Annotated in this window: 23 protein-coding genes; 8 read left to right on the top strand and 15 right to left on the bottom strand. The window is 69.2% G+C overall.

Annotated features, from left to right (window positions below):
- Positions 1-51: 51 nt before the first annotated feature.
- Together ACQP0P_RS17860 and ACQP0P_RS17855 are read left to right on the top strand one after the other, a co-directional pair.
- Positions 52-1008: an alpha/beta hydrolase gene (locus ACQP0P_RS17860; RefSeq protein WP_433377967.1), complete on the top strand. Its 957-nt coding sequence runs from the start codon at positions 52-54 to the stop codon at positions 1006-1008.
- A gap of 124 nt (positions 1009-1132) precedes the next feature.
- Positions 1133-2356 (top strand): acyl-CoA dehydrogenase family protein, encoded by a 1224-nt coding sequence (locus tag ACQP0P_RS17855; protein ID WP_433377964.1) that lies wholly within the window; start codon positions 1133-1135, stop codon positions 2354-2356.
- Between the two features lie 120 nt (positions 2357-2476).
- Here the strand turns inward: ACQP0P_RS17855 and ACQP0P_RS17850 are convergent, their stop codons facing one another.
- The 7 genes from ACQP0P_RS17850 to ACQP0P_RS17820 form a co-directional block, all read right to left on the bottom strand.
- The gene (locus tag ACQP0P_RS17850; protein WP_433377961.1) at positions 2477-3196 is read right to left on the bottom strand and encodes an ABC transporter ATP-binding protein; all 720 of its coding nucleotides are present in this window, start codon (positions 3194-3196) and stop codon (positions 2477-2479) included.
- A complete protein-coding gene (locus tag ACQP0P_RS17845; RefSeq protein WP_433377958.1) occupies positions 3193-5046 on the bottom strand; it encodes a branched-chain amino acid ABC transporter ATP-binding protein/permease in 1854 nt (617 codons plus the stop codon). The genes ACQP0P_RS17850 and ACQP0P_RS17845 overlap by 4 nt, the downstream gene beginning before the upstream one ends.
- On the bottom strand, positions 5043-5900 hold the full coding sequence (locus ACQP0P_RS17840) for a branched-chain amino acid ABC transporter permease (RefSeq protein WP_433377955.1): 858 nt from the start codon (positions 5898-5900) through the stop codon (positions 5043-5045). The genes ACQP0P_RS17845 and ACQP0P_RS17840 overlap by 4 nt, the downstream gene beginning before the upstream one ends.
- A complete protein-coding gene (locus ACQP0P_RS17835; protein ID WP_433377952.1) occupies positions 5897-7099 on the bottom strand; it encodes an ABC transporter substrate-binding protein in 1203 nt (400 codons plus the stop codon). Before ACQP0P_RS17835 ends, ACQP0P_RS17840 begins: the two co-directional genes overlap by 4 nt.
- Positions 7100-7204: 105 nt before the next feature.
- Positions 7205-7966, bottom strand: coding sequence for an acyl-CoA thioesterase domain-containing protein (locus tag ACQP0P_RS17830; RefSeq protein WP_433377949.1), 762 nt, complete (start codon positions 7964-7966; stop codon positions 7205-7207).
- Positions 7963-9579 carry a FadD3 family acyl-CoA ligase gene (locus ACQP0P_RS17825; RefSeq protein ID WP_433377946.1) on the bottom strand — a complete coding sequence of 539 codons (1617 nt, stop codon included), beginning with the start codon at positions 9577-9579 and terminating at the stop codon, positions 7963-7965. The genes ACQP0P_RS17830 and ACQP0P_RS17825 overlap by 4 nt, the downstream gene beginning before the upstream one ends.
- 83 nt (positions 9580-9662) lie before the next feature.
- A complete protein-coding gene (locus ACQP0P_RS17820) occupies positions 9663-10478 on the bottom strand; it encodes an enoyl-CoA hydratase/isomerase family protein (RefSeq protein WP_433377943.1) in 816 nt (271 codons plus the stop codon).
- Between the two features lie 167 nt (positions 10479-10645).
- Here ACQP0P_RS17820 and ACQP0P_RS17815 point away from each other — a divergent pair, with 167 nt between their 5' ends.
- Entirely contained in the window at positions 10646-12163 is a 1518-nt protein-coding gene (locus tag ACQP0P_RS17815) for a class I adenylate-forming enzyme family protein (RefSeq protein ID WP_433377940.1), read from the top strand.
- A gap of 97 nt (positions 12164-12260) precedes the next feature.
- Positions 12261-13058 carry a FadR/GntR family transcriptional regulator gene (locus ACQP0P_RS17810; protein ID WP_433377937.1) on the top strand — a complete coding sequence of 266 codons (798 nt, stop codon included), beginning with the start codon at positions 12261-12263 and terminating at the stop codon, positions 13056-13058.
- 288 nt (positions 13059-13346) lie between these two features.
- Here the strand turns inward: ACQP0P_RS17810 and ACQP0P_RS17805 are convergent, their stop codons facing one another.
- The 6 genes from ACQP0P_RS17805 to ACQP0P_RS17780 all read right to left on the bottom strand — a co-directional run bounded on the left by ACQP0P_RS17805 (position 13347) and on the right by ACQP0P_RS17780 (position 19120).
- Positions 13347-14381: an ABC transporter substrate-binding protein gene (locus ACQP0P_RS17805; protein WP_433377935.1), complete on the bottom strand. Its 1035-nt coding sequence runs from the start codon at positions 14379-14381 to the stop codon at positions 13347-13349.
- A 72-nt stretch (positions 14382-14453) separates the two neighbouring features.
- Complete coding sequence (locus ACQP0P_RS17800; RefSeq protein WP_433377932.1) at positions 14454-15332, bottom strand: ABC transporter permease; 879 nt, start codon at positions 15330-15332, stop codon at positions 14454-14456.
- On the bottom strand, positions 15329-16129 hold the full coding sequence (locus ACQP0P_RS17795) for an ABC transporter ATP-binding protein (protein ID WP_433377929.1): 801 nt from the start codon (positions 16127-16129) through the stop codon (positions 15329-15331). The genes ACQP0P_RS17800 and ACQP0P_RS17795 overlap by 4 nt, the downstream gene beginning before the upstream one ends.
- 276 nt (positions 16130-16405) lie before the next feature.
- Positions 16406-17143, bottom strand: coding sequence for an enoyl-CoA hydratase/isomerase family protein (locus tag ACQP0P_RS17790; protein ID WP_433377926.1), 738 nt, complete (start codon positions 17141-17143; stop codon positions 16406-16408).
- A gap of 16 nt (positions 17144-17159) precedes the next feature.
- Positions 17160-18872 carry a UGSC family (seleno)protein gene (locus ACQP0P_RS17785; RefSeq protein WP_433377923.1) on the bottom strand — a complete coding sequence of 571 codons (1713 nt, stop codon included), beginning with the start codon at positions 18870-18872 and terminating at the stop codon, positions 17160-17162.
- Positions 18869-19120 carry a hypothetical protein gene (locus ACQP0P_RS17780; protein WP_433377920.1) on the bottom strand — a complete coding sequence of 84 codons (252 nt, stop codon included), beginning with the start codon at positions 19118-19120 and terminating at the stop codon, positions 18869-18871. The genes ACQP0P_RS17785 and ACQP0P_RS17780 overlap by 4 nt, the downstream gene beginning before the upstream one ends.
- A 170-nt stretch (positions 19121-19290) precedes the next feature.
- Here ACQP0P_RS17780 and ACQP0P_RS17775 point away from each other — a divergent pair, with 170 nt between their 5' ends.
- Positions 19291-19698, top strand: coding sequence for a nuclear transport factor 2 family protein (locus tag ACQP0P_RS17775; RefSeq protein WP_433377917.1), 408 nt, complete (start codon positions 19291-19293; stop codon positions 19696-19698).
- A gap of 62 nt (positions 19699-19760) precedes the next feature.
- Here ACQP0P_RS17775 and ACQP0P_RS17770 read toward each other — a convergent pair whose 3' ends face one another.
- Positions 19761-20525 (bottom strand): FadR/GntR family transcriptional regulator, encoded by a 765-nt coding sequence (locus tag ACQP0P_RS17770; protein ID WP_433377915.1) that lies wholly within the window; start codon positions 20523-20525, stop codon positions 19761-19763.
- A 56-nt stretch (positions 20526-20581) separates the two neighbouring features.
- Here ACQP0P_RS17770 and ACQP0P_RS17765 point away from each other — a divergent pair, with 56 nt between their 5' ends.
- Both ACQP0P_RS17765 and ACQP0P_RS17760 read left to right on the top strand, forming a co-directional pair.
- Entirely contained in the window at positions 20582-21178 is a 597-nt protein-coding gene (locus ACQP0P_RS17765; protein ID WP_433377912.1) for a VOC family protein, read from the top strand.
- Positions 21175-22740, top strand: coding sequence for an AMP-binding protein (locus tag ACQP0P_RS17760; RefSeq protein WP_433377910.1), 1566 nt, complete (start codon positions 21175-21177; stop codon positions 22738-22740). The genes ACQP0P_RS17765 and ACQP0P_RS17760 overlap by 4 nt, the downstream gene beginning before the upstream one ends.
- Positions 22741-22751: 11 nt before the next feature.
- Here ACQP0P_RS17760 and ACQP0P_RS17755 read toward each other — a convergent pair whose 3' ends face one another.
- Positions 22752-23522 carry an enoyl-CoA hydratase-related protein gene (locus ACQP0P_RS17755; protein WP_433377907.1) on the bottom strand — a complete coding sequence of 257 codons (771 nt, stop codon included), beginning with the start codon at positions 23520-23522 and terminating at the stop codon, positions 22752-22754.
- 113 nt (positions 23523-23635) lie between these two features.
- Here ACQP0P_RS17755 and ACQP0P_RS17750 point away from each other — a divergent pair, with 113 nt between their 5' ends.
- Positions 23636-24667 carry an acyl-CoA dehydrogenase family protein gene (locus ACQP0P_RS17750; RefSeq protein ID WP_433377904.1) on the top strand — a complete coding sequence of 344 codons (1032 nt, stop codon included), beginning with the start codon at positions 23636-23638 and terminating at the stop codon, positions 24665-24667.
- Position 24668: the final 1 nt, after the last annotated feature.

Genomic DNA, 24668 nt, shown 5'->3' with positions numbered 1-24668 from the left:
ATCATAGCATAAACAAGATATCGGGCCTCGAATGCCCGACGGAACCGGCAGGTGGGACAGAGCATGTATCGCTACCTCGATCCCGAACTCACGGAACTCGTCCGGTCGCTGGTCCCGACCGATGTCGGCGATCCGGTGGCGGCACGCGAACGGCTCGCCCGGACCCGCGCCACGCGCCCGGAGTTCGTGACACCCCCTGGACTGGTCCGGGATGACCTGACGGTGCCGGCGAGCGGGCGGCGGCCCGCAGTCCGCTGCCTGACGTTCCGGCCGGTAGTCCAGATCGCGGCGAAGCCGGCGATCGTCTACCTGCATGGCGGCGGATTCGTCATGGGTGACGCCGACGGCGACCCGGTCCTGCCGGCGCAGCTGGCCGGGTCCACCGGTGCCCTCGTACTGTCGGTCGACTACCGGCTCGCCCCCGAGCACCCGTACCCGGCGGCGGTGGACGACGGCTGGGCCGTACTGCGATGGGTGTCCGATCACGCGGCGCCCCTCGGCGTGGACCCGGCACGTGTCGCCGTGGCGGGGGCGAGCGCGGGCGCCTGTATCGCCGCCGCTCTCGCCCTGCGGGCTCGCGACGGGGGAGGTCCGCGAGTCGCCGCACAACTGCTCGACATCCCCGTGCTGGACGATCGGGCGATCACGCCGTCATCCCGGCTGGAGGACGGCCCGCTGTGGAATCGCGCGAACGTGCTCGACAGTTGGCGCCACTACCTTCGCGACCTCCCAGAGGCCCAGGAGGTTCCGTCCTACGCCGCACCCGCCCGGGCCGTGGACCTTTCCGGGCTTCCGCCGGCGTACATCTCGGTGTGCGCGCGGGACCCGCTGCGCGACGAGGGCATCGCCTACGCGCAGGGTCTCACGGACGCCGGAGTCCCCACCGAACTGCGGCTCTACCCGGGCACCTTCCACGGCGCGGTCAGCACGTTCCCGGACACGGCCGTCACCAGGCGCGCTCGCGCGGACTTCCTGGCGGCGGCGCATCGGCTGCTGGGCGCAGCGTGACACGGACCGGGCCGGCCGTTCCGGCCGAAGTTCAGAAGTCGACGTTCAGAAGTCGACGTTCAGAAGTCGACGTTCAGAAGTCGACGTTCAGAAGGAGCAGTTCGTTGGATCAGAAGGAGCAGCGATGACCGCGTCACAACCGGCCGCCGAACATCCCGGCGGCCCGCTCGACGCGGTGCGGAGGATCGTACCGCTCGTGATCGAGCGCGCCGACCAGGCCGAGCGGGACATCCGTGTCGACGACGAGGTCATGAACCGGCTCGTCGCCGCGGGCACGATGACGCTCATGGCACCACGGGAGTACGGCGGAGCCGAGGCCGAGCCGTCCGTCCTCATCGACGTCATCCAGGAGCTCTCCAGAGCCGACGGCTCCACCGGCTGGGCGGTCATGGCCTGCATGAGCGGCACCGGCACGATGCTCACCCTCCTGCCCGAAGGCGGCGCCCGCGCGATCGCCGAAAGCCCGGACCCGACATGTGCCGGCCAGGCTCCCCCGACGGGAACCGCACGCCGCGTCCCGGGCGGGTTCGAGGTGCGGGGCCTGTTCTCGTTCGCGAGCGGATCGACGCACGCCGGCTGGTTCCTCGGGGGCTACCGGATCCTCGACGAGTCGGGCGAACCGGTGCTCAACGCCACCGGTCGGCCCTCGACCGCGATCGGCGTCGTCCCACGCGGCGGCGTCGAGTTGCTCGGCGGCTGGGACGTCATGGGGCTCGTCGCCACCGGCAGCTACGACTACGAGGTCAAGCCGCAGTTCGTCGAGGAGAAGTTCCTGCGGGTCGACGGGATGGACGCGCTGCGGGGCGGTCCTCTCCACACCATGGGCCTGAAGTCCCTTCCGGGCGTGGGCCACGCCGCCTTCGCGCTCGGCGTGGCCCAGCGCGCGCTGGAGGAGTTCGCCGCGCTGGCCGCGCAGAAAAAACGGCCACCGTCGGGCGTGCTGAACAGGAACGTCGCCGTGCAGCGCGACGTCGCCCAGTGGACCGCGCGGTACAAGGCGGCCCGCGCGTTCGCCCACGACGCGTTCACCCGGCTCTACCGGGCCACGCGGGACGGCGGACGGCGCACGCCCGAGATGCAGGCGGACTGCCGCGTGGCCGCCACCCACGCCGTCTACATGGCCGCCGAGGTGACCCGCGACGTCTATCTCGCCTCCGGCAGCGAGGGGCTGCGTAATGGTCACATCATCCAGCGCTGCTTCCGTGACGCCCACGCGGCGAGCCAGCACCTGTTCACCGCCGAGCACACCTACGTCGACGCCGGGCGGATCTACCTTGGCACGCCGGGGCTGACACCGCTGCACAGCGAGGTCATGACGTACACCTTCGCGCCGCCCCTGATGGACTGACCGTGGCCGAATGGTGGCCCCTCACCGAGTGGCAGTGACCCCGCTCGCCTGTCCGCCGGTCGCGTGGCCGGCGGACGGGCGGGTCACACCCAGCCGACATGCGGGAGACAGGCCCACGGATCACCTGCCCATGCAGGCGTCCTTGATTTTTTCGAGGTCGTCGATCTCGTGGACCGGTGAGCTCACCACGACCTTGCCGATGTCGATCACCGTCACGTGGTCGGCGACGTCCATCGCCGCCTCGACGGCCTGCTCGACCAGCAGGATGGCCAGGCCCGACTCCTTGAGCTCCGACACCCGCGCCATGACCTCGGCGACGACCGACGGCGCGAGGCCGCCCGACGGCTCGTCGAGCATGAGCAGGCGCGGCTTCGCCATCAGGGCCTGGCCGATGGCCACCATCTGCTGTTGGCCGCCGGACAGCGACCCGGCCGGATCGTCGCGCTTGGCGTGCAGGATCGGGAAGAGCTCGTAGATCCTGGCGAGCTCGCTTTCCAGCGCTTTGCGGCGCAGCTTCAGGCTGTAGCCGCCGAGGAGCAGGTTCTCCCGTACGGACTGCGCACGGAAGACCCGCTTGCCCTCCTGGACGTAGCTGACGCCCAGAGCCACCCGGCCGTGGGCGGCGACGCCCTCCAGCGGTCGGCCATCGTAGGTCATCGTGCCGCCGTGCACCGGGTTGAGTCCCGCGACGGCCCGCAGCGAGGTCGTCTTGCCCGAGCCGTTACGGCCGAGAAGAGCGGTGATGCGACCGGACCACACCTGGAACGAGACGTCCCAGACGGCGCGGAGGTCGCCGTACCCGGTCGCCAGGTGTTCCACTGTGAGCAGGGGGTCGGTCATGATGTGCTCTCCTGTCCGGCCGCCGCGATGACCGAGTCGTCCGGCCGAGCACCCTCGTCGCTCGTGCCCAGGTATTCGTCGCGCACCCGTGGATCATTCTCGATCTTGGACGGGGTGCCGGCCGCCAGCACGGACCCGCGCGCCAGGACGACGATCTCGTCCGCGAGCGACAGCACCAGGCCGAAGTTGTGCTCGACCAGGATGATGGTGCACCCCGCGTCGCGGATCCGGCGGATCACCTCGGCCAGGGTCTCCACCTCGGCCTCGTCCAGGCCGGACGCCGCCTCGTCGAGGAGCAGGACCTTGGGCTCGGCCGCCAGTGCCCGCGCGACCTCCAGCATCCTCCGCATGCCGAGCGGCAGCGTGGCCGCCTCGGTGTCGGCCACGTGGTCGAGGCCGACGAGCCCGAGCATCTCGTCGGCTCGCTGCCGGTCCCGCCGTTGGATCGCCCGGAACCGGGGGGTCCTCAGGATCGCCCCTGCGAACGACGTGCGCTCCACTGTGTAGCGTCCCGAGGCCACGACGTCCCGGACCGTGATGGACGGCGGGATCAGCGGCGTCTGGAACGTCCGGGCCACCCCCAGCCTCGCGATGAGATGGGTCGCGGCCGTCCTGATCGGCTTCCCGTCCATGGTGATCGCGCCCGCGTCCCGGCGGTAGTAACCACAGATGAGGTTGAGCATCGTCGTCTTGCCGGATCCGTTGGGGCCGATCAGCGCGGTGACGCGGCCGGGTTCGGCGCGCAGCGACACGTCGGTGAGCACCCGGTTCCCACCGAAGGCCTTGGACACTCCGGTGGCCTCGAGCAGGCCGCCGTCGATGCGGTGGATCGCCTCGCTCTCCCCCGTGACCGACGGTCTGCGACCGGTGCCGATGAGGCCGGCGGCCCTGTCGAGGCGGGCGACGAGCGTGCGCGCCGCTCCCGCGACTCCACCGCTGAGCAGTACGCCTCCGACGAGGAGGAACAGCCCGAAGAAGACCAGCGAGTACTCCTGGAAGCTGTCCGACCGGGAGCTGGCGTACTCCACGACCGCCGCACCGAGGAGTGCGCCGTAGACGCTGACCGAGCCCCCGAGGATGGAGGCCGCCAGCGCGCCGGTGGCGACACCGAAGCCGAACGCGTCGAGCGACACGAACAGGTCCAGGTTCGCGAAGAGGGCACCGGCGAGCCCGGCGGGAACGGCGCCGGTCGCGTAGCCGGTGAGCTTGACGCGAAAGACGGACATGCCGACCGAGGACGCCAGCACCGGGCTCTGCTTGAGCATCTGGAACGCGATCCCGTGGCGGGACACGATGATGTTGCGGAACGCGGCGAACCACAGGATCGTCACGACCACGACGCTCAGGTAGAAGTCGGTCGGCGTGAGCTGGTACCCGAACAGGGTCGCACCTTGGATGCCCGTCAGCCCCTGCTGGCCGCCCGTGTGCTCTTCGAAGATCGACACGATGTCCGGCACGAGCAGTACGAGGAAGAACGACGTCATGGCCAGCGACCAGGAACCGAGCCGCAGGCCGGGTATCCCGGTGATGATCCCGACGACCAGCGCGGCCGTCCCCGCGGCGAGCAACTGGACGAGGAGGTCCGTCACGCCTGCGACCGAGATGATGCCCGCGGTGTAGGCGCCCGCCGCATACATGGCCACCTGGCCGATCGCGAGCTGCCCGGCGTATCCGAGCGAGAGGTTGAGCCCGCTGACGACGAGCGCGAGGATGAGCGTCAGCTCCACCTGCCGGGTCACCGAATAGCCCGGTTGCAGGGCGGGAAGCACCAGGAGGAACAATCCCAGCATCGCGGCGTACCCCCACGACGGCATCGCCCTGAGCGTCTTCCACCATTTCACAGTCGTCACACCGTCCGTTCCTGGACCTGGCCGAACAAGCCCGTCGGACGGAGCATCAGCACAAGGATGAGGATCAGGAAGACGCTCAGGTTGCTGAACTCCGAGCCGAGGTAACGCGCGGCGTGCTCCTCGACGAGGCCGACCACGAAGCCGCCGGCCAGGCCGCCGTAGAAACTGCCGAACCCGCCTATGGCAAGGGCCACGAACCCCTTGAGCGCGAGCGCCGATCCGAGCGTCGCCACGGCGAAGGTCTTGGGGCCGACGAAGAAGCCCATCAGCCCCGCGAGCAGGCCGGTGACAGCGAAGGCCACGAACGCGAGCTTGCGCACGTTGATCCCCCGCAGGAGGGCCGCCTCGTCGTCCTGCGACATGGCGACGAGGGCCAGACCGCTCATCATCCTGCGGTTGTACAGGTGGATGACGACGACGAGCACGATGGCGAGCACGATCAAACCGAGCTCGAAGGTGTACAGGCGGCCGCCGAGGAGCGTGATCGCTCCCTTGGCGCCGACGAACGGAACGTCCAAGGGCTGCGACCCCCAGACGAGCTGGGCGACGCCCGTGAGCATGGTGCCGAAGCCCAGCGTCGTGATCAGCTGCGTCTGGTGGTCGGCGACCGGGCGGACCGCGATCCTCTCCTCAATCGAGGCGACGAGCATGACCGCGATCATCGCCAGCAGGATGACGACGATCGCGGGCAGCCCAAGCGTCACGTGACCGGTGTACGCGACGAAGGTGCCGATCATCATCAGCTGCGCCTGCGCGAAGTTGAACGAGCGCGACGCCACGAAGACGATGTTGTAGCCGATCGCCACCAGCGCGTACACCGCCCCCAGGGACAGTCCTGCGTAGATGAGCGTCATTTCGGCGAGCTCAGCTGGCCGTTGACGATGGGGCCGGGCTCGGCGAAGGAGTGCGTGTCGAGCGGGAGCTTCGGTTCATGCGAGTCCGCCGAGAACGGATAGGTCGAATAGACCGCCGTTCCCGCGGCGCTCGTGACGCTCGGGTCCTCGAGTGCCTTGGCCATGGCCTCCGGTTCGGTGCTGTTCGCGCTCTTCGCCGCGGCTGCGACGAGCAGGATCGCGTCGTAGCCGAGGCAGTTGTTCATCGAGCCCTTGATCTGGCCGATCGACGTCATCGCCTTGACCGCCCTGTTGGTGGCCTCCGCCGACGGGTCGTGCACGGTGCTCTTGGTCACCTCGAGCTTGAGGTGCTTGAGGTCCGGCGATCCCAGCAGGCCCACGGGCGGCTCCTGCGTGACCAGCGGCGTGGAGGATACCGAGGTGTCGCCCAGCAGCGGCACGTCCCATCCCAGTTTGGTGATGCCCTTGAGCACGTAGCCGGCCGGGGCGCCGTAGGCGTTGAAGACGACGACGTCGGGGCCGGCGGCCCGCAGGGTGGAGATCTGGGCGGTCATGTCGAGCGCGGCCGAGTCGTACTCTTCCACCCCGACCACGTCGTAGCCGGCGCCTTTGAAGACCGACTCGGCGAGCTTGCCGAACGTCTTCGCGTACGCCGAGTTGCCGTGCAGGACGCCGATCTTCTTGTAGCCGTTGGCCTCGAACATCGGCAGGTAGCCCTCAACCACCACCTGGGGGGACGCCGCGAGGTTGAACGCCAGCGGGTGCTGCTTCGGGTCTCCTGTCGCCGCGATGTTGGCGGCGTTCATAAAAAGGATCTTGTTCTGGTTCAGGATCGGCGCGACGGCGGTGCTGACGTTCGAACCCGCCCCCACGAGATAGGCGTCGGGTTTCTTCTTCGCGATCTGCGCGCGCAGCGCGCTCAGCGCCTTCGTCGGGTTGGCGTTGTCGGGCGACTCGAGGAGCTTCACCTCGCGCCCGTTGATGCCGCCGGCCTCGTTGACCGTCGCGACGCCCGCTCTCGCCGCGGTCAGCGCGGTCAGCAGCTGATCGGTGACCGGCCCCGCGTCGGCACCGCCACTGATCATGATCACGAACGGTTCGTTCGCCTTGTTCGATCCCCCGTCGTCCGGCGCGCCGCACGCGGGGAGTATCAGTGCCGCGGCCGCCAACGCCGCCCACCGGGCCTGTCGAACCTTCATGGATCCTACCTATCTTAGCTATGATTGAATCGTGTGCATCGAAGGCTGGCATGAGAGAGGCCAGCTGGCAATGCGTCCGGCGAGAATTCCTGGCCGACCACCTGATCAACCCTGAGTCAGCCGCGCGGTCTGCTCTGCGACCGCCACCAGTGCGGTTCCTCCCGACCACATGGCGACCCTGCCGACGGCGGTGCGCTCGGCGCACGCCACGAGGCTCACCTCGAGCAGGATCCAGTCGGCCACCGGCCCGCCCAGTACGCGCAGCGAGGCACTGACCGTGGTGACCCGGGCCAACCGGGGAAAGGCACGGCGCAGCAGGTAGGGCACATGGTCGCTGACCACCGCCAGCCGCACCTCGTCGGCCGCGTCGCAGCGCACGCGGGCCCACAGCAGCGCCGATCCGGCGACGCCGGCTTCGACCTCCTCCCGGGCGCAGCGGACGTCGAGGAGCACGGATGTCCCGGTGCCGGGTCCGGAGCCATACGAGCGCTCGGGGCAGTCCCAGGGCGGTGGGACCCGAGGTGGGCCGCCCCCGTAATCCACCGGCCCCGGCGCCGGACCGACCACCGCCGTGCCCGCGAAAACCGGCAGCCCGCCGTCCGTCGCCTCGAGCCTGTGGTGACTCAGCGACCGTCCCGCCGCGAGCAGCTCGCAGGCCACGTCGAGCCGGCTTCCCTCGGTGACCGGGCGCAGGTAGCTCACGGAGAGGTCGCTCAACCGCCGTCCGGTCGACCGCTGGGCGACGTCCGTGAGCAGCCCGAGCCCCCAGCCGCCGAAGAGCGTGCCGGTGGCGCTGCAGATCTCGGAGCCCACCGGCACGCTGGAACCGGAGCCGAGGCCGCCGCGGGGCCAGAGGGCGGCGGTCACGCTGTCGCTCGCCCGGCCGCGGGGCCGCGCAGGTCGCCCTTCAGCACCTTGCCGCTGGCGTTGCGCGGCAGTGTGGAGACGAGTTCGACGGTCCGCGGGACCTTGAAGTTCGCCACCCTCTCACGTGCCCAGGCGATGATCTCCTCGGCGGTGGTCTCGGCCCCCCTGCGCGGCACGATGTAGGCCTTGGGCACCTCGCCCAGCCGCTGGTCCGGCATCCCGACCACGGCGACCTCCGCCACCGCCGGGTGACGGGCGAGGACCTGCTCCACCTCGGCCGGTGACACGTTGAAACCGCCGACGAAGAAGAGGTCCTTGAGCCGATCGGTGATCTTGAGGTTGCCGTCCGCGTCCAGCGTCCCGATGTCACCCGAGTGCAGCCAGCCGTCCGTGTCGATCGCCTCCGCGGTGGCCTGCGGATCCTCCCAGTAGCCGGACGTGATGGTGGCGGCGCGGATCAGCACTTCCCCCGGCTCGCCTGAAGGGAGATCCCGACCTTCGGAGTCCACGACCCTGAGTTCGATGCCCGGCAGAGCCCGGCCGTTCGTGCCCGCGATCACGTCCGCGGAGTCGCCCATGCGGCACATCGTGGCGGTGCCGAAGCACTCGGTCATCCCGTACGCGGTGATGAAGTGCTCGAACGGCAGCTCCGAGCGCGCGCGCTCGACCAACGCCACCGGAACGACCGCCGCTCCCGTCGCCGCGACGCGCAGGGAGCCGAGGTCGTACGACTCCCGCTCGGCGCTCTCCATGAGCGAGTAGTAGATCGTGGGCGGGCCGTTCATGACCGAGACCTCGCAGGACTCGACGAGCCGCATCGCCTCGACGGGGTCGAAGACCGCCATCGGCACGATCGTCAGACCGTGCATGAGGCTCGTGATCATCCCCGCCTTGTTACCACCCGTGTGGAAGAACGGCAGCGTGACCAGGTAGCGGTCACCGGGCCGCAGACCCCAGATACCGCCGTACGTCGCGTACAGATCCAGTGAGGGGCCGTGCGGGAGCATCACCCCCTTGGCCCGTCCGGTGGTGCCGGAGGTGAAGATCACGTCAGCGAGATCGGCCGGTTGCACCGCCATCGCCGCGTCACGGGCGGCCTCGGCGGGCACCTCCTTCGCCCGTGCGAGGAAGTCGTCCCAGCCCAGCAGGCGCGGATCGCCCGCCGCCGCGCCGGCCAGCATGTCCACGACGACCAGAGCCGTCAGAGACGCGTCGACGCCTTCCAGACCCTCGCTGTCCTCGCCCGGATCGCGTACCGCGCCGGCGTAGTCGTAGCCGAGAAAGCCGCCGTCGACGAAGACCGCCTTCGCGCGGACCCGAGCCAGGATCTCGCGCGCCTCACGGCCACGGTAGCGCGTGTTGATGGGGACGACGGTCGCTCCGGCGCAGTGCAGGCCGAGCGACACGATGATCCAGCGGTGGGAGTTGGGCGCCCAGACGCTCACCCGGTCACCGCGTTCGATCCCGAGCGCGATGGCTCCGCGAGCGACCTCCAGCGCCGCGTCGAGCAGTTCACGGAAGGTGAACCTGGTCTCGCCGTCGATGACGGCGAGACGGTCACCGAAACGCTCGGCACTGCCCATCAGCATCCGCGGGACCGTCCGCTCTGCCACGTGATCACTTTCCATTGGCCCTCCCGACCATGTGCCCATCGTCCCGATTCCTCCTGAGGCGCCTGTCACTGGAGCGCGTCCGCTCATCGGCCGGCGAACCTCGGCTCGCGCTTCTCGACGAAGGCGGTGAGGCCCTCCCGGAAGTCCTGGCTCCGTGACGAGATCTCGAGCGAGAACGCCTCGGCGGGGAGTTGCTCGCGCAGGGCTGCGTCGGCGGCCTGGTTGATGAGGGCCTTCGTGAGGCCGAGCGCCACCGTCGGCCCGCCGGCGAGCCTGACCGCGAGCGCGCGGGCCGTCTCATCGGCCGCACCCCGCTCGGCGACCTCGTACACGATGCCCCAGTCATGTGCCGTCCGGGCGTCGAGACGGTCACCGAGCAGGAGGAGGCGACGAGCTCGCTGCGCCCCGACGGCCCGCGTCGTCAGCCAGGTCGCACCGCTGTCCGGCGTCATTCCTCGAGTGATGAACGGCTGCCAGAAGGTGGCCGAGGTATCCGCGACCACGAAGTCGCTCGCGAGGGCGAGCTGGAACCCGATCCCGACCGCGTATCCCGTCACGGCGCACACGACCGGCACCTGCAGCTCGCACAGCTGGGGGATCAGGCGATGGGCCTGGGACGGGAGACGGCGCTGGATCGCCCCCGGCCGGGGTCGCTCGGCCGGGCCGCCGGCATTGCGCCCGACGATGTCGAAGCCACTGCAGAAGTCAACGCCTGCTCCGGACAGGAGTACGGCACGGACCCGCTCGTCGTTCTGGGCGAGTTCGAGGGCATCGATGAGGGCGCGCAGTGATCGGTCGTGCAGCGCGTTGCGTCGGCGCGGGTCGTTCAGGCGCAGGGCCAGGACGCCACCGGCCAGGTCGATCTCGACGCCGTCGGCGGCAGGGTATTCGCTTAGCATGCAAGCATTATAAAGATGAACTCTTAGGGCACCAGCCTACCCTTTATGCTATTGCTATCTTTATAATAATAAGGTTTCAAGCCACCGAGAGGACGGACATGAGCACAAGCGTTCCCAACGAGGACGGGCCATCCGCCCGGCCTTCGACCCAACCGCCCGATCGGTCGTTGGTCGAGCTTCTGAATGACCTTCCGGCGCTCGACGAGACCGTTGTCGTGCATTCGACCGGAGGCGCTCTGACCTTCATGGAGCTGCGCGCGGCCGTGTCACGGGTGGCGGCCGAGCTGACCCGGGCCGGCGTGGAACCGGGCCACCCCGTCGGCGCGCTCGTCGGACCGGGGGTGACCGGGGTCGTCGCCATGTTCGCGGTCTGGACGGTAGGCGCCGTGTACATGCCGATCAACCATCGCGGCACCGGTCGCGAGGTGGCGGATCTCGTCGCCGACACGCCGGTCGGTCTTCTCCTCGGCACAGCCGAGGACCTTGACCGCCAGATCGTCGACATCGGCATGATCGAGCTCGACGAGACGGCATGGAGTGCGAAGATCCGGCGGCCGATGACCGCTCCGGCAACGACCTACGACAGCGACACCGCCCTCATCCTGCGCACCTCCGGAACGACGGGCAAGCCCAAGGCCGTCCTGCTGCGCCATCGCAGCACGATCGACGCCTTGGACTCGAGCCTGCGAAAGCTGCGCCGGCGTGGCCCCGACCCGCGGGAGCCTCGAGAGTCGATACGGGTCAATCTGATCCCGCTGTCGCTCGCACTCTGGGCGGGCATCTTCAACACCTTGTTCTCACTCCGCGCGGGGTTCGGCGTCGTCCTGCTCGGCAGGTTCACCCCGGCGGAGTTCGCTGTGGCGGTCCGCACGCACCGCTTCAAGTCCACGGTGCTCGCGCCCGCCATGATCACAATGCTGTGCGACAGCGACAAGATCAACACGTTGGAGCCGCTGGAGATCGTCCGATCCATCACGGCGCCGCTCTCTCCGGCCACCGCGCGGCGCTTCCACGAACGGTTCGGCGTCCTCGTACTCAACTCCTACGGGCAGACAGAGCTCGGAGGCGAGGTCGTCGGCTGGACGATCGAGGACATCCGCGGGTTCGGGGCCGAGAAGCTCGGCGCCACCGGCCGCCCCTACGACGACGTCGACGTGCGGATTTTGGACGAGGACGACCAGGAGGTCGCGACGAACGAGCTCGGCCACATTCACATCCGGTCGCCTTTTCGCATGCGCGGATACGCCGCCGCCGTCGATGAAACGTCGCCGCCGGGCGACGACAGGATCGTGGACGGCTTCCTCCGCACCGGTGACATCGGCCGCCTCGACGGTGACGGATTCCTGTGGATCGAGGGCAGAGTCAGCGATATGATCAACCGCGGCGGGCTCAAGATCTTCCCCGACGAGGTCGAGGAGGTGCTGCGGCGCCACTCTTCGGTGCGCGACGTCGCGGTCGCGGGGGTGCCCGACAGCCGCCTCGGCGAGGTGCCCTACGCCTGGATCGTGCCCAGGTCGGGATCCGTCGACGCCCTGGCGCTCGAAGCCTGGTGTCGCGAACACCTGGCTCCCTACAAGGTGCCGGTGGCCTTCGTCACGGTCGAGACGATGCCCCGTTCCGACGTCGGCAAGCTACTCCGCCGTGAGTTGAGCTGCACCATTCCTCCACGGCAAGCTACGCTGTAGTCATAATGATTGTATGATTGACGACGGGGTCATACGCGACATTGACCGGGACAGTCTGAGACCCGTCCGTGTCGGAGTTTAATTGGAGAGGGGTCCTGTGCGACAGTTACGACAGCCGCGTCTCGCCGAGATCGTCGCCGCGAAGCTGCGCGACGACATCCTTTCTGGCCGGCTGACGGAGGGTGACAGCCTGCCTCGCCAGGAGCACCTCTTCACCGAGTTCCGGGTCAGCCTGCCCGCCGTGCGCGAGGCCATGCGGATCCTTGAGACCGAGGGGCTCGTCTCCGTCAGGCGCGGCAACGTCGGAGGCGCCGTCGTGCACCTGCCCACGCCGCAGCGCATCGCACGCACGATCAGCATGGTCCTGCAGACGCGGCGCACGAACATGGCCGATGTGAGCGGTGCCCTGCTCCACATCGAGCCCACGTGCGTCGCGCTCTGCGCCGCGCGTGCCGACCGCGCCGAGACGACCGTGCCGGAGCTGCGCCGCGTCATCGAGGAGCAGCACGAGGCCTTCGACGATCCCGAGCAGTTCCCCATCCGGGCCCGGCGCTTCCACGAGAAGCTCGTCGAGACGTGCGGCAACGAGACGATGATCGTCATCATCGGATCCCTTGAGATCATCTGGACCGCCCATGAGTCCACCGTGTGGTCCGAGGTGTCCATCGACGGGGAGACCGACCCGGATTCGCCGATGGCCCGCAAGTCGCGCCGGGCGGCGCTTCGCGACCATGAGAAGCTCGTCGACGCGATCGAGGCCGGAGACGTAGCGCGTGCCGTCAAGCTGGCGAGTGCCCACCTGGCGGCGACGAGGCAATCGAGCCTGGGGTCCGCGGAGGGCGACATCGTGAACACCGATCTGCTCGACGAGCTCGACTACTCCACCTCCCGCTAGTGCTCCGTTCCTCAACGGAGGTCGCGAACGCGCGGCCGAAACCCGGGGCTGTCGAGGTGGCCTTTCCGGCGGCCTGAGTCAACGTGGATCTGTGCATCCGATGAGGAACGTCGCACTGGGGAGACCCGTCAGGCGGTGCCCGGGCATCACGCCCTCATGGCAACGCGATGAGGGCTTTCCGGCCGGTGCCGCGGTTTCACCCGCCGCACCGAGCCGTGAAAGCCCTCGATCCGCGCTGTCTCAGCGACTGCTCGCCCGTCCTGTCACCGCCGTCCGGGTACGGAGCCTCTAGCCGACGGCCTCGACGCGGATGCCGTCGTCGACGAGTTTCTCGGACGGGATGATCTGGTCATAGGTGAGCGTCCCCTTCACCTTCATGAACATCTCCTGCATTTCTGTCAGGGTGCTCGCGTTCACGGCGAGGGTCGGGTCGAAGACGTAGAGGCCGCCCCCGCTGATCGTCGTCTCCGGCACCTTCATGAAGCTCGCCAGCGCCGAAACGATCTTGGTGTCCTTTCGCCAGTCCCCCTGCATCTGCCGGGTCGCGCAGGCGGCCGCCTTGATGAACTTCACGCCGGCGGCCCGATCGTCCTTGAGGAGACCGGGACCGTACATGATGCCGGCGGTGGTACTCGTCCCGTATGCCTTCTTGGAGTCGACGAGCGCGTGGGCGACGTCCTGGTCGAGGGCTTTCTGGGTCTCCGGGGCGATGAGAAGTGCCCCTTCGATACCGCCGTTCTTCAGCGCGGGGACCATGTCGGGGAGCGCGAGAGAGACCAGCTCGACGTCGCCGAAGGTGAGACCGCCGGCCTCCAGGGACTTGCCGAGCAGGTAGGACGTGGCGGTGCCCACGGTGCCGAGGACGCCCACGCGTTTGCCCTTGAGATCCTGGGTCTTCTCGACGCTCTTGGCGCCGAACAAACCGCTCGGCGCGTTCTCACCGTCGGGCGTGTTGACCGAACCCAGCGACACGACCATCTTGAGCTCGGCGCCCTTGGCGACCTGGTTGAACATTCCAGCCGACGGCGAGCCGACGTAGGCGTCGATCTTGTCGGACGACAGGAAGGCGATCGCGTCCGCCGGATTCTTGATCGGTTCGAACTCGACCGTCAGGCCTTCCTTCTGGTAACAGCCGAGGGCGCCTGCGACGAAGACCGGTGCCAGCGAGGCTCCAGAGATGTAGCCGACCTTGAGGGCGCTGGATCCGCCTGCGGACACGTCCCGCTCATCACCGTTGCCACAGGCGGCGAGTACGCCGAGGGCGAGGGTCGAGAGGGCGAACGCGGCCATGGCGCGACTCCGCGACGAGAGCCGTGCGGTCACGTGGTGTTCCTTTCAATCGATCGGCACAGGTCCGCCGGACGTCTACCGGCGGAAGGTGCCGCACTCAGTTGATCATCGGTTCCAGGCGGTGAGCAGCCACTCGACACCTCGAAGGATCATGTTGGCGATGACGCCGATCACCGAGATCGAGACGATGCCCACGTACATGTGCTCCGGGACGCCGAGGTTCCACGAGTTCCACACCAGGAACCCGAGGCCCGCGTCCGCGGCCACGAACTCGGCGCCCACGATGACGATGACGGCGAGGCCGGAGGCGAGCCGCATCCCGGTGAGCGTCTGGGGCAGCGCGGCCGGAAAGGTGATGTGCCGCAGGGTCGCCCAGCGTGACGCTCCGCACGATCGGCCGACGTCCCCGTAGCGGGGGGACACACTGACGACCGCGTCGATCGTGTTGATGAGCACGACGAAGAAGCAGGTGAGGGCCACCAGGAGGACCTTGCTCGTCTCGCCCAGCCCGAAGATGAGGAGGAGCAGCGGGAGGATCGCCAGCTTCGGAATCGTGTAAAGGGCGGAGATCATCGGCTCAAGGGCCACCCGTAGCAGCCGTACCGAGCCGATGGCGAGCCCGAGAACGATCGCGCTGAGGCCGCCGGCCAGGTAACCGATGACGATGCGTCGAATGCTCGCGACAACGGAATCCTGGTAGACGCCGCTCTCCACGAGCTCGGCCCAGGCCGACCCGATGGTCGAAGGCGCCGGGAAATAGTTGCCTTCCAGCGCCCCGCTGCTCGCCAGGAGCTGCCACAGACCGATGAGTGCGACGGGCACAAGGATCGCGAGGCCCCGTTCCAGGAGGCGCCGACGCCTCGCGTACCCGCGCGGGTCGAGTTCGGCCGGCCCGGGGGTGATCGACCGCCAGGTGGTGCCGCCGGCCGCGCTGTCGGCGCGCGGCGCCGTCGCGGCGCCGGAATCGCGGGTCACTGGGGTCATGCGGGCTGGAGTTCCCTTCGCAGTCGGTGCCAGATCTCGTCACGCAGAGCCGCGAAGTCGGGAGAGGCACGGATCTCGTCCGGATGGCGGGGCCGCTCGAACGGTACGTCGATCACCGTGGCGATACGGCCCGGGCGGGCGCTCATCACCGCGATGCGGTCACCGAGCAGGAGCGCCTCGTCGATGGAGTGGGTGACGAAGACGACGGTGTTCTGGTTCGCCTGCCAGAGCGCCAGCAGCTTCTCCTGCAGGAGCAGGCGAAGCTGGGCGTCGAGCGCGGCGAGCGGCTCGTCCATGAGCAGCAGTTCGGGCTGCACAGCGAGCGCGCGTGCGATCGCGACACGTTGCTTCATGCCGCCGGAGACGGTGTCGGGATAGGCCCGCTCGAACCCGGCGAGATCGAGCTGGGCGAGCCAGTGGTCGGCGACCTCGCGTGCCCGCGCCCGGCGCATCCCGGTCTGGAGCAGCGGAAAGATCACATTGTCCCGGATCGTCTTCCACGGGAACACCGAGTAGTCCTGGAAAACGACGGCCGACAAGGGCCGGGACGGATCGTCGTGACGCATCTCGATCACACCGCTCGACGGCCGCTCGAGCTGCGCCATGACCCTCAGCAGTGTGGTCTTCCCGCATCCCGAGGGCCCCAGGAGACACAGGAACTCGCCGTCGTGCACGTCAAGTGAGATATCCGCGAGGGCCTGCACCGAGCCGGCGCCGGAGGGAAACACCTTGCCCACCGCCCGGACCGCGATCTTCACATCGGCCTCGGCAGTGCCCTCGAGCGGAAGTGGTGGCATCACGAAGCACCTCTCTGCGACCGCCACTCTATGTGGAGCCTTATAAATCAATGATTTATAAGATACATAGCTAACGCGGGCGAAACAAGGGTGAAACAAGGGTGACAGGGACCACCGCTCAAGTGCGGCGACGACGATGTGGCGTACGCCACACCCCTCTTCTCGACCAGGCGACGTTCCCGGCGGACAACGCGGGACGGCCGCCGAGATCGCCCGCGCCCACGGGACCTTCACCGGGAAGGTCCCGTGGGCGCGGAACCGGAGTGTGGCCGCTCATCACGACGCCGGACCACGAGACACCGCCAGCACCTCCTCTGACACCCGCGACTCGATCTCGAACGCCTGCGCCAGAGTGCCGCGCAGGCCCTCGCCGACCGCGCGCTTGACCCCTCTCACCGCCTCGGGGGCGTTCGCGGCTATCCGCTCGGCGATCTCAAGAGCGCGTTCGATCGCCGAACCGTCCGGCACGACCTCTCCGACGAACCCCCACTCGCGCATCCGGGTGGCGTCGAAGCGTTCTCCGGTGAGCAGCACCTGCATCGCCGCCGGGTAGCCGATCTGGCGGGGCAACCGCGCGACCGACCCTCCGCTCGCGATGAATCCGTGCCGCACCTCCGGCAGGCAGAACCGCGCCGATTCGGCGGCGACGCGGATGTCCGTCGCGCCGACGAGCTCCATGCCGGCGCCGAAGCAGATACCCTCGATCGCGGCCACCACCGGTATCGCCAGCACGGCGTCGCGCAGGAGCGCGAAGTGCACGTCGGCCCAGAGATCGGTCGCCGACTCGCCGCCGCGGAGCGCCGCGGCGACGTCATCGGAGAACGTCGCCAGGTCCGCGCCAGAGGAGAAGTCCGCTCCCCCGGTGACCACGGCGACCCGCACCCCGCTCGCCGCGACCTCGCGCCACGCCGCGGCGAGCTCCCGAAAGCCGGCCAGGTCCAGGGCGTTACGGCGCGCGGGCCGGTCAAGGGTGACGAGGGCGACATGCGGACGAGGTTCGCTCAGGTCGATCATCGATTCTCCGGGCATCTCAGGGGACGACGACGGGCTTGGTCACCGAGTTCGTGCCTCCGAAGCAGAACTGGCTGCGCCCGGCCTTGGCACCGACGACGAAGAACTCGAAGCAGTCGGCGGAGGGGTTGACCGTGACCATCGTCTCCGGGGCGTCGAGCAACCACCGCAGCTCCGGGTGGGACGTCTCGAAGGCGGCCATCGACTGGTTCAACATCAGTTGGCGGAACGGCACCTTCGTCCGCCGGTGGATCGCCTCACGGATGTCGTCCGGCGTCCAGCCGGCCGCGGCGAAGGCCGCGGCGTGGTCGGGCGCCATCAGCAGCATGTTGGAGAACTTCCCGTGGAACGGATACCCGGCGGACAGCGGAGCGTCCTGCTTGATCAACCAGGCGCCCGCGGCCGGCGTGCCGACCGCCTGGGAGGTGAGCGTCGACCAGCTCTCGATGAGCAGTTCCGGGTCGGAGTTCTGGAAATCAAAGAACTCGGTCATGCCGTAGGGGACGTTCACCGTCACCGTCGACTCCTCCGCCGAGAAGCCCTGCTGGACACGCCAAGGATCCCATGGCGTGCGCTCCTCGTTCTCGGCGACGCAGGCCGAGAACTTCATCGGGGTACCGATCGTGTCCATGTCGGTGATGCCCGGGTACGACAGGCCCACGTTCATCATGATGAGCCGCAGCGCTCGCCCGATGGCGACGTTGACCGCGGAGATCGAGCCCGGGCCGAGCGCGCAGATGCCGCGGTTCATGCCGATCTGGTCGGCGATGGGGCCGGAGACGAGCACGAGCGGGGCCTGCGGACCGGTGGACATCGCCCAGGTGCGCAGCCCTATGGACGGGTCGAGGATGCATTCCATCATCGCGAGGACCACGGGCATGGCCTCCGGCCGGCACCCTGCCATGACCGCGTTCGCGGCGATCTTCTCCACTGTGCCGATGCCGAAGCCCGGCGCGAAGTCGCCCACCACGTGGTCACCGTCCAGCCCGGACGCCGCCACCATCGCCGCGACCTTACGGCGGGTCGGCGGCACCAGGGGCATCCCGTCGCTCCAGCCGTTGGCCACGAACCGGCGCTGCATCTCATCGAAGGCGTCGAGCTGGTCGTCACCGTCGAAGTGGAGTTCGGGCGCCTCCTCGAGCACCATCGAGGCGAACTCGGGCAGGACGTCGTACACGGCCCGCTCGGTCGTCAGGAAGGTGACCACCTCCGCGAAGGACTCGTCCACCATGCGGTGGATCTCCTCCGTACCCTTGTTGGAGAAGCACTCCGGGACGATCACCGGGCACGCCTCCGGCACGCCGAAGGTCTTGGCGCTGAATCGGGCGTCCTCATCGAAGATTGCCGCGGTGTAGCCCACAGCGGGGACGCCGCGACGCTCGACCTCGCAGAGGTCGCGCATGAGCCAGGAGCAGCAACTGCCGCAGTCCGCCGTGGTGGCGACCATGGCGTCGACCCGCTTCTCGATCAGCGCGAGCTGCTCCTCGGAGAGGTAGCGCGTCGTGCCGCCGAGCGCACCCGTCATCTCGATGAAGGTGACGCCGCGGAATCTGGCGTCGATGAGTTCCCTGGCCCGCGCCAGCGCGTCCAGGCCGTTCTGCTTGCCGTTCCAGTACAGCGCCACGGTCGCGCCGTCCAGTGTCGACGGCCGCGCCGCGGGCGGGAAGCGGTCACCATCGGCGTGCGACCGCGGCGTCGCGATCGGGTTGACAATGGTCATTCGCGCGTTCACGGGAGTACCTCCACCACTATCTCGATGTGCGGGCCGCGCCGGCGCAGTGTCTCGGCCATGAGCTGCCGCAGCTCCTGCTGCGGCAGAACGCAGACATCGTCGCGACAATCGGGGCCGGCGTTCCCGGGCCGGTAACCAACGCGGATCACGTCACCGTCCTCCGCCAGCAGGGTGACCTCGCCGCCGTCCCGGCGGACCATCCGGTCGAATTCGGCGACGAGCTGTGCGCCTATCGACGTCACTGCCATGACCGCATCCTCCATTCCTGATGCCATCTCTGATCAATCCAGGAACCTAGTCTTTAGCCCCAACACCGTCAATGGATGTACGGATCTCTGAAACCAGGTACCTCAACTGGGCGACTGTGTGGCGCCTTCCTTCTCTATGATTTACATCATTGATACGTTAGAGTGACACAATGCCCGAGGCCAGCCCCGCACACGACCACGCACTCATCCGGGATCTTGTCGGGCGTGCCGCGCACCTCGCCGACGAGGGCACGCCCGACGACTACCGCACGCTCTACACTCACGACGCCACCTGGACCTTTGGCGCGAGCACGCAGAACGGCATCGAGGAGATCGTCGCCTCCGCCCGGCAACGGCGCGCGGAGGGGATCAGCGGACCGGAAACGGCGACCCGCCACCTCGTGGTCCCCCTGCACGTGACCGTCGACGGCGACACGGCCGACGCGGTGTCATATTTCCTCTTCTTCGGCGACACCACCTCGGCGCCCGTGGTCCGCGTGTTCGGCGTCTACACCGACGAGCTCACCCGCACGCCCGAAGGCTGGCGCATCCACCGGCGCGTGAGCCGCGTCGGATGACCGCGCCGCCGCGGGACCGCGCTCGGTGTCACACTCGGACGCTCGACGGCGTCCCCCAGCGGCTACCCGGGGTCGCCAGGATGGCGCACATCCGACCAGGTCATCACCTGTGCGATCTGCCGGGGGTATCCCTGCCTGAGCCGCCGCCCGAACTCCTCCTCGAGCGCGCGCATGACCTCACGGGCCCGAGCCGGGTCGCGCGCGACCACGGCAGCGTGCACGGTACGAAGCCGGGCCAGTACTTCGCTCCGATACGGTTCATCCGGTACGAATCCGGCGCTGTTGACGATGGCCCGCAGCGCCGGACTGAGAAAGGCGAACAACTCGTTATGACTACTCTCGGCGAGGTGCTGCCAGTAGGCCTCGTAGGCCGTCGCGAACGCGCGGTAGGAGCCCAGCGCGCGTTCGATGGCGTCGAGGTCGTCGGCCATCAGGGCCAGTTCCTCCTCCGTCGCGTTCCGCGCGGCGAGTTCGGCCATGCCCGGCTCGATCACGACCCTGGCGTCCAGCACCGATCGCAGGGGCGCCCCGGCGAACTGCAGCAGCAAGGCGATGGTCGAGGCGAGATTGGGCCAGCCCGGTTGGACGATCTCCGGCCCACCGTTCGGCCCGGGACGCATGACGATCAAGCCCTGGTGCTCCAGGAAACGAAGCGCTTCGCGGTACGTGCCGCGTCCCACTCCGTGGCGCCGCATCGCCTCCGCCTCCGGCAGATAGCGGTCGCCCGGCCCCATGCCGGCGTCGCTCATCGTCTGGACGATCTGCCGGGCCACCTCGAGCGAGAGCTTCGGGCGACGCGTGGACCCGGCACCGGATTCGGCGTGCACCCAGAGATTGTACACAGTTCCCCCCGGCGGTCCGGACGGCGCGAGCTGGGGCGGCGATGAGCGTTCCCGGAATCGTGGGGCTCTGTCACATCGGCTTCGCCGTGCACAGCATCGAGGAGTTCCGCCGCACATGGGGTGCCCTGCTGGGCATCGAGGACTGGCTCGTCCGCGACGTGGACCATCCCGACGGGCTGCTCCAGCTCCACGGCGAGATCCTCGGGCCGTCCTCGTCCCGGGTGGCCTTCGCCCGCCTGGCCGACACCGCGATCGAGCTCGTGGAGCCGCACCGCGGCCGCACCCGCACATCGGCGTGGCTCGAGGAACGCGGTCCCGGAATCCACCACCTCGCCTTCTGGGTCGACGACCTCGACCGGGCCGTCGCCGCGCTCGGCGACGGCACCGAGGTGAGCTACTCCCCTGCCGGGCGACGCCCGGACACGATGTCCCCGATGACCGCAGTGGTTCGCGGACGCGGAGCGATGCCCCTCGCCCCGACGTCCACCGGCCCGGGCTTCTGGGCCTACACCGAGTCCCGCGACGCACAGGTTCCCTGGTGTCTCGAACTTCTCGACGCGCGTAGCACGGACGTCGTGCGCGCCGCCTTCGGCGACCACCTCGTCTATCCACGACCACACCGCGAGGACCAGGCATGACCACCACCTCCCCCCACTCGATCGACGCACTGCTCGCCGCCGCGGCCGAGGACGCCGCCGATGTCACCGCCGTGATCTGCGAGGGACAAACCCTCTCGTACGCCGAACTCGACGCGCGTGTCCGCGCGGGTACCGCCGCCTGGCAGAGCCAGGGCCTGCGCCCCGGAGACCGGGTCGCGGTCTGGGCCGTGAACACGATCGACTGCGCCGTCGCCATGCTCTCGGCGATCGTCGGCGGCGGCGTTCTCGTGCCGCTCAACCCTCGCTACACCTCATCGGAGGTGGGTGAGATCCTGCCGCGAGCCGCCTGCGGTTTCGTGGTCGCGCCCGACCTCTTCCTCGGTCGCCGGCTGGCGGAGGAGGCCCTGTCGACAGCCGGTGGCGCCGGCGTGGTGACCCTCGGCGAGGACGTGCCGGAAGGCGGTGCGGGCTGGCGTGATCTGGTCGAGCGGGCCGACGGCAGGCCTGTCTCCCCGGTTCCGGCGGGTGACATCGCCGCGATCCAGTTCACCTCAGGTACAACGGGGCGTCCCAAGGGCGCGCTGCTACGGCAGGAGCCGATGTTCTCGACGGCGCGCACCTGGTCCGACGTCGTCGGCCTCAGGCGCGGCGACATCTACCCCGTGACCTACCCGCTGGCGCACATCGGCGGGTTCAAGACCGGCCTGATCTCCGCGTTCCACGCGCGCGCCACCATCGTGCTGGTGCCCGTGGTGTCCGCCACGTCCATCATCGACGTCGTGCGCACCCACCCGGTCACGGTCCTCAACGCCCCGCCCGCGGTGCAGCAGTACGTCCTCGCGGCCCGGCTGGCCGGCGACATCCCGGGCGAGCTCGGCATTCGAACGGCGGTCATCGGTTCGGCGATCGTGCCGCCCACCCTCGTACGGGGGCTCATCGACAGCCTCGGAATCGATGACGTGATCATCGGCTACGGGCTCACCGAGGCCACCGGCGTCTGCACCATGACCCGGCCCGGAGACTCGTTCGACCTGGTCTGCGGCTCGATCGGCCGGCCCATCGACGGCGTACGCGCCCGGGTCTGGGCTCCTGACGCGACGGGTGACCCGCTCGTGGGCGAGATCGAGGTCATCGGCGACAACGTCATGGTGGGTTACCTGGACGATCCCGTCGCCACCGCCGAGGTGATCCACGACGGCTGGCTGCGTACCGGCGACCTCGGCTGGATCGGCGACGACGGCTACGTGCGCATCGCGGGCCGCGCTCGCGACCTCGTCATCGTGGGCGGGTTCAACGTCTACCCGGCCGAGGTCGAGCACACGCTGGCCGAGCACCCGCAGGTGCGGGAGGTCGCCGTCATCGGGGTGCCCGACGAGCGCCTCGGCGAGGTGACGGCCGCCTTCGTCGTTCCCGAGGACGGCACCGGCGGCCGTGATGTCACCGGGGAGGAGCTCATCGGCTGGTGCCGGGAGCGGCTCGCGAACTTCAAGGTGCCACGGCGCGTCTGGCTCGTCGACGACCTGCCCCGTGGAGCGGTCGGAAAGGTGGCCAAGGCCGAGCTCCACGAGCTGGCCGGGACGCTGCTGCGCCCGGCCGGCTGACGATACGCCCGTCAGGGGTTTCCGGCACGCGGTCGTACCCGCTCGCGGAGCCGGCGGACGGCCTCGGCGAAGCCCGGCTGCCGCATCGACCAGTCCTGGGCGACCTGTTCGAGATCGGCGGCCATCCGGGGATCGGTCAGCGAACGGCTGAGCCGCATCGTCGCCTTGGTCCGTCGCACCAGATCCGGCGAGCGCCCCACAACGCGCGCCGTCATGCGGCGGACCACATCGAGGAGATCGTCGTCCTCGACACAGCGCCAGATGAGGCCGCACCGCTCCGCTTCCCGCGCCGTCACGGTCTCGCCGAAGAGCACCATCGCGGCGGCTCCCTGCCGGCCCACGCGCTGTTCCATCCGCCACAGGTGGCCCCCGCCGGGATGGATCGCGACATCGAGGAAGCGCGGGTCGAAGGTGGCGCTTCGCGCGGCCACGACCACGTCGCATGCCAGGACGAAGTTCACCCCCGCCCCGATCGTGGGGGCGTGTACCGCCGCGACGACGGGCACCGGGAGGGCCGACAGGGCTCTGAAGCCGGCATAGACGGCGGTCGGATCCTCCACCGGCTCGCCGAGCGCGTCGATGTCACCGCCGGCCGAGAAGACGGGACCGCGGGCACGGAGCACGACGGCCCTCAGGTCGGGATCCCGCCGGATCTCGGCACAGGCATCGGCCAGCTGCCGGACCAGCACGGGGTTCAGGCTGTTACGCCGCTCGACATCGTCCAGCGTGATCCATGCGACGTGGTCCTCCATGGTCACGGTGACGGCCCGGCGTTCGGTCATGGCTCTCTCCCTGTTCAGGACGCCCTCGGACACGGGCCCGTTGCCGACGTCGCGGACGAGCCCTAGAATAGCGTCATTATTTCAATAATAGATAAGATAGCTCTCGGAGTGGCATGGAGATCGAGATCACCGCGGAACAGCGGGCGTTCCGCGAGTCCTGCGGCAGGTTGGCCGCCGTCCTTGCGGCCCAGTGGAACCGCGGCCGCGGCCCTCACGACATCGACCCGCCCGTCCCTGACGAAGCCTCGTGGTCCCGCATCGTCGACACCGGCTGGCTCGCGATCGGCCTTCGCGAGGAGAACGGGGGCGCCGGCGCCGGCGTCGTCGACCTGACCGTGCTCGCCGAGCAACTCGGCCACCACGCGGTGGCCGCCCCGGTCCTCGGGACCATCCTCGCGGCCGAGCAACTTCAGGCGTGGGGCGCTCCCTCCGGACTGCTCCAGGACATCGCGGAAGGCGAGATCCGCCTGGCACCGGCGCTCGACGCCGACCTGCGTGGCCTCGCCCGCGCCGCCGCCGGGGCCCTCGCCTGGGACGCCGCGGGAGCCGAAGCGGCCGTGATCCCGTCGAGCGGCGTCGCGTACTCTCTCGGCGACCGGCTGCCCTTCGCCGATCCGACTCGCGCGGTCCGCCCTCTGGGCGCACCGTCGGCGGGCATCCCCACATTCGCGCCGACCGCGCCCGACGACGACGCGGCCGCGCGGCTCGACGCGTTCGCCCTGAGCCTTCTGACCGCCGACCTGCTGGGCACGATGCAGGCCGCGCTCGCCGCCGCGATCGAGCACGCCCGCACGCGTGCGCAGTTCGGGGCTCCCATCGGCTCGTTCCAGGCGGTCCAGCAACTCCTCGCCGACGGCCACGTCCTCGTGGAGGCCGGCCGGAGCGCCTCGTACTACTCGGCGTGGGCGGTCGACGCGCTTCCCGGCCGTGAGGCCCTGCGCGCCGCACGCGTCGCCAAGGCATTCGTGTCCCGGTCGGCGGTGGAGGTGTGCGAGAGCGCCGTCCAGGTCTTCGGCGGCATCGGAATGACGTGGGAAGCCCCCGCGCACATCTGGCTCCGCCGCGCCCACGCCGGCCGTTCTGTGCTCGGCGATGAGCACCACCATCAGAGTTTCATCGCCGACAACGACCTTTCGAGGAGCTGAC

The sequence above is a fragment of the Streptosporangium sp. CA-115845 genome (assembly GCF_050943795.1).
In the GTDB taxonomy this organism is placed as follows: Bacteria; Actinomycetota; Actinomycetes; order Streptosporangiales; family Streptosporangiaceae; genus Streptosporangium.
This window is presented reverse-complemented; position numbering and strand designations above follow the sequence as displayed.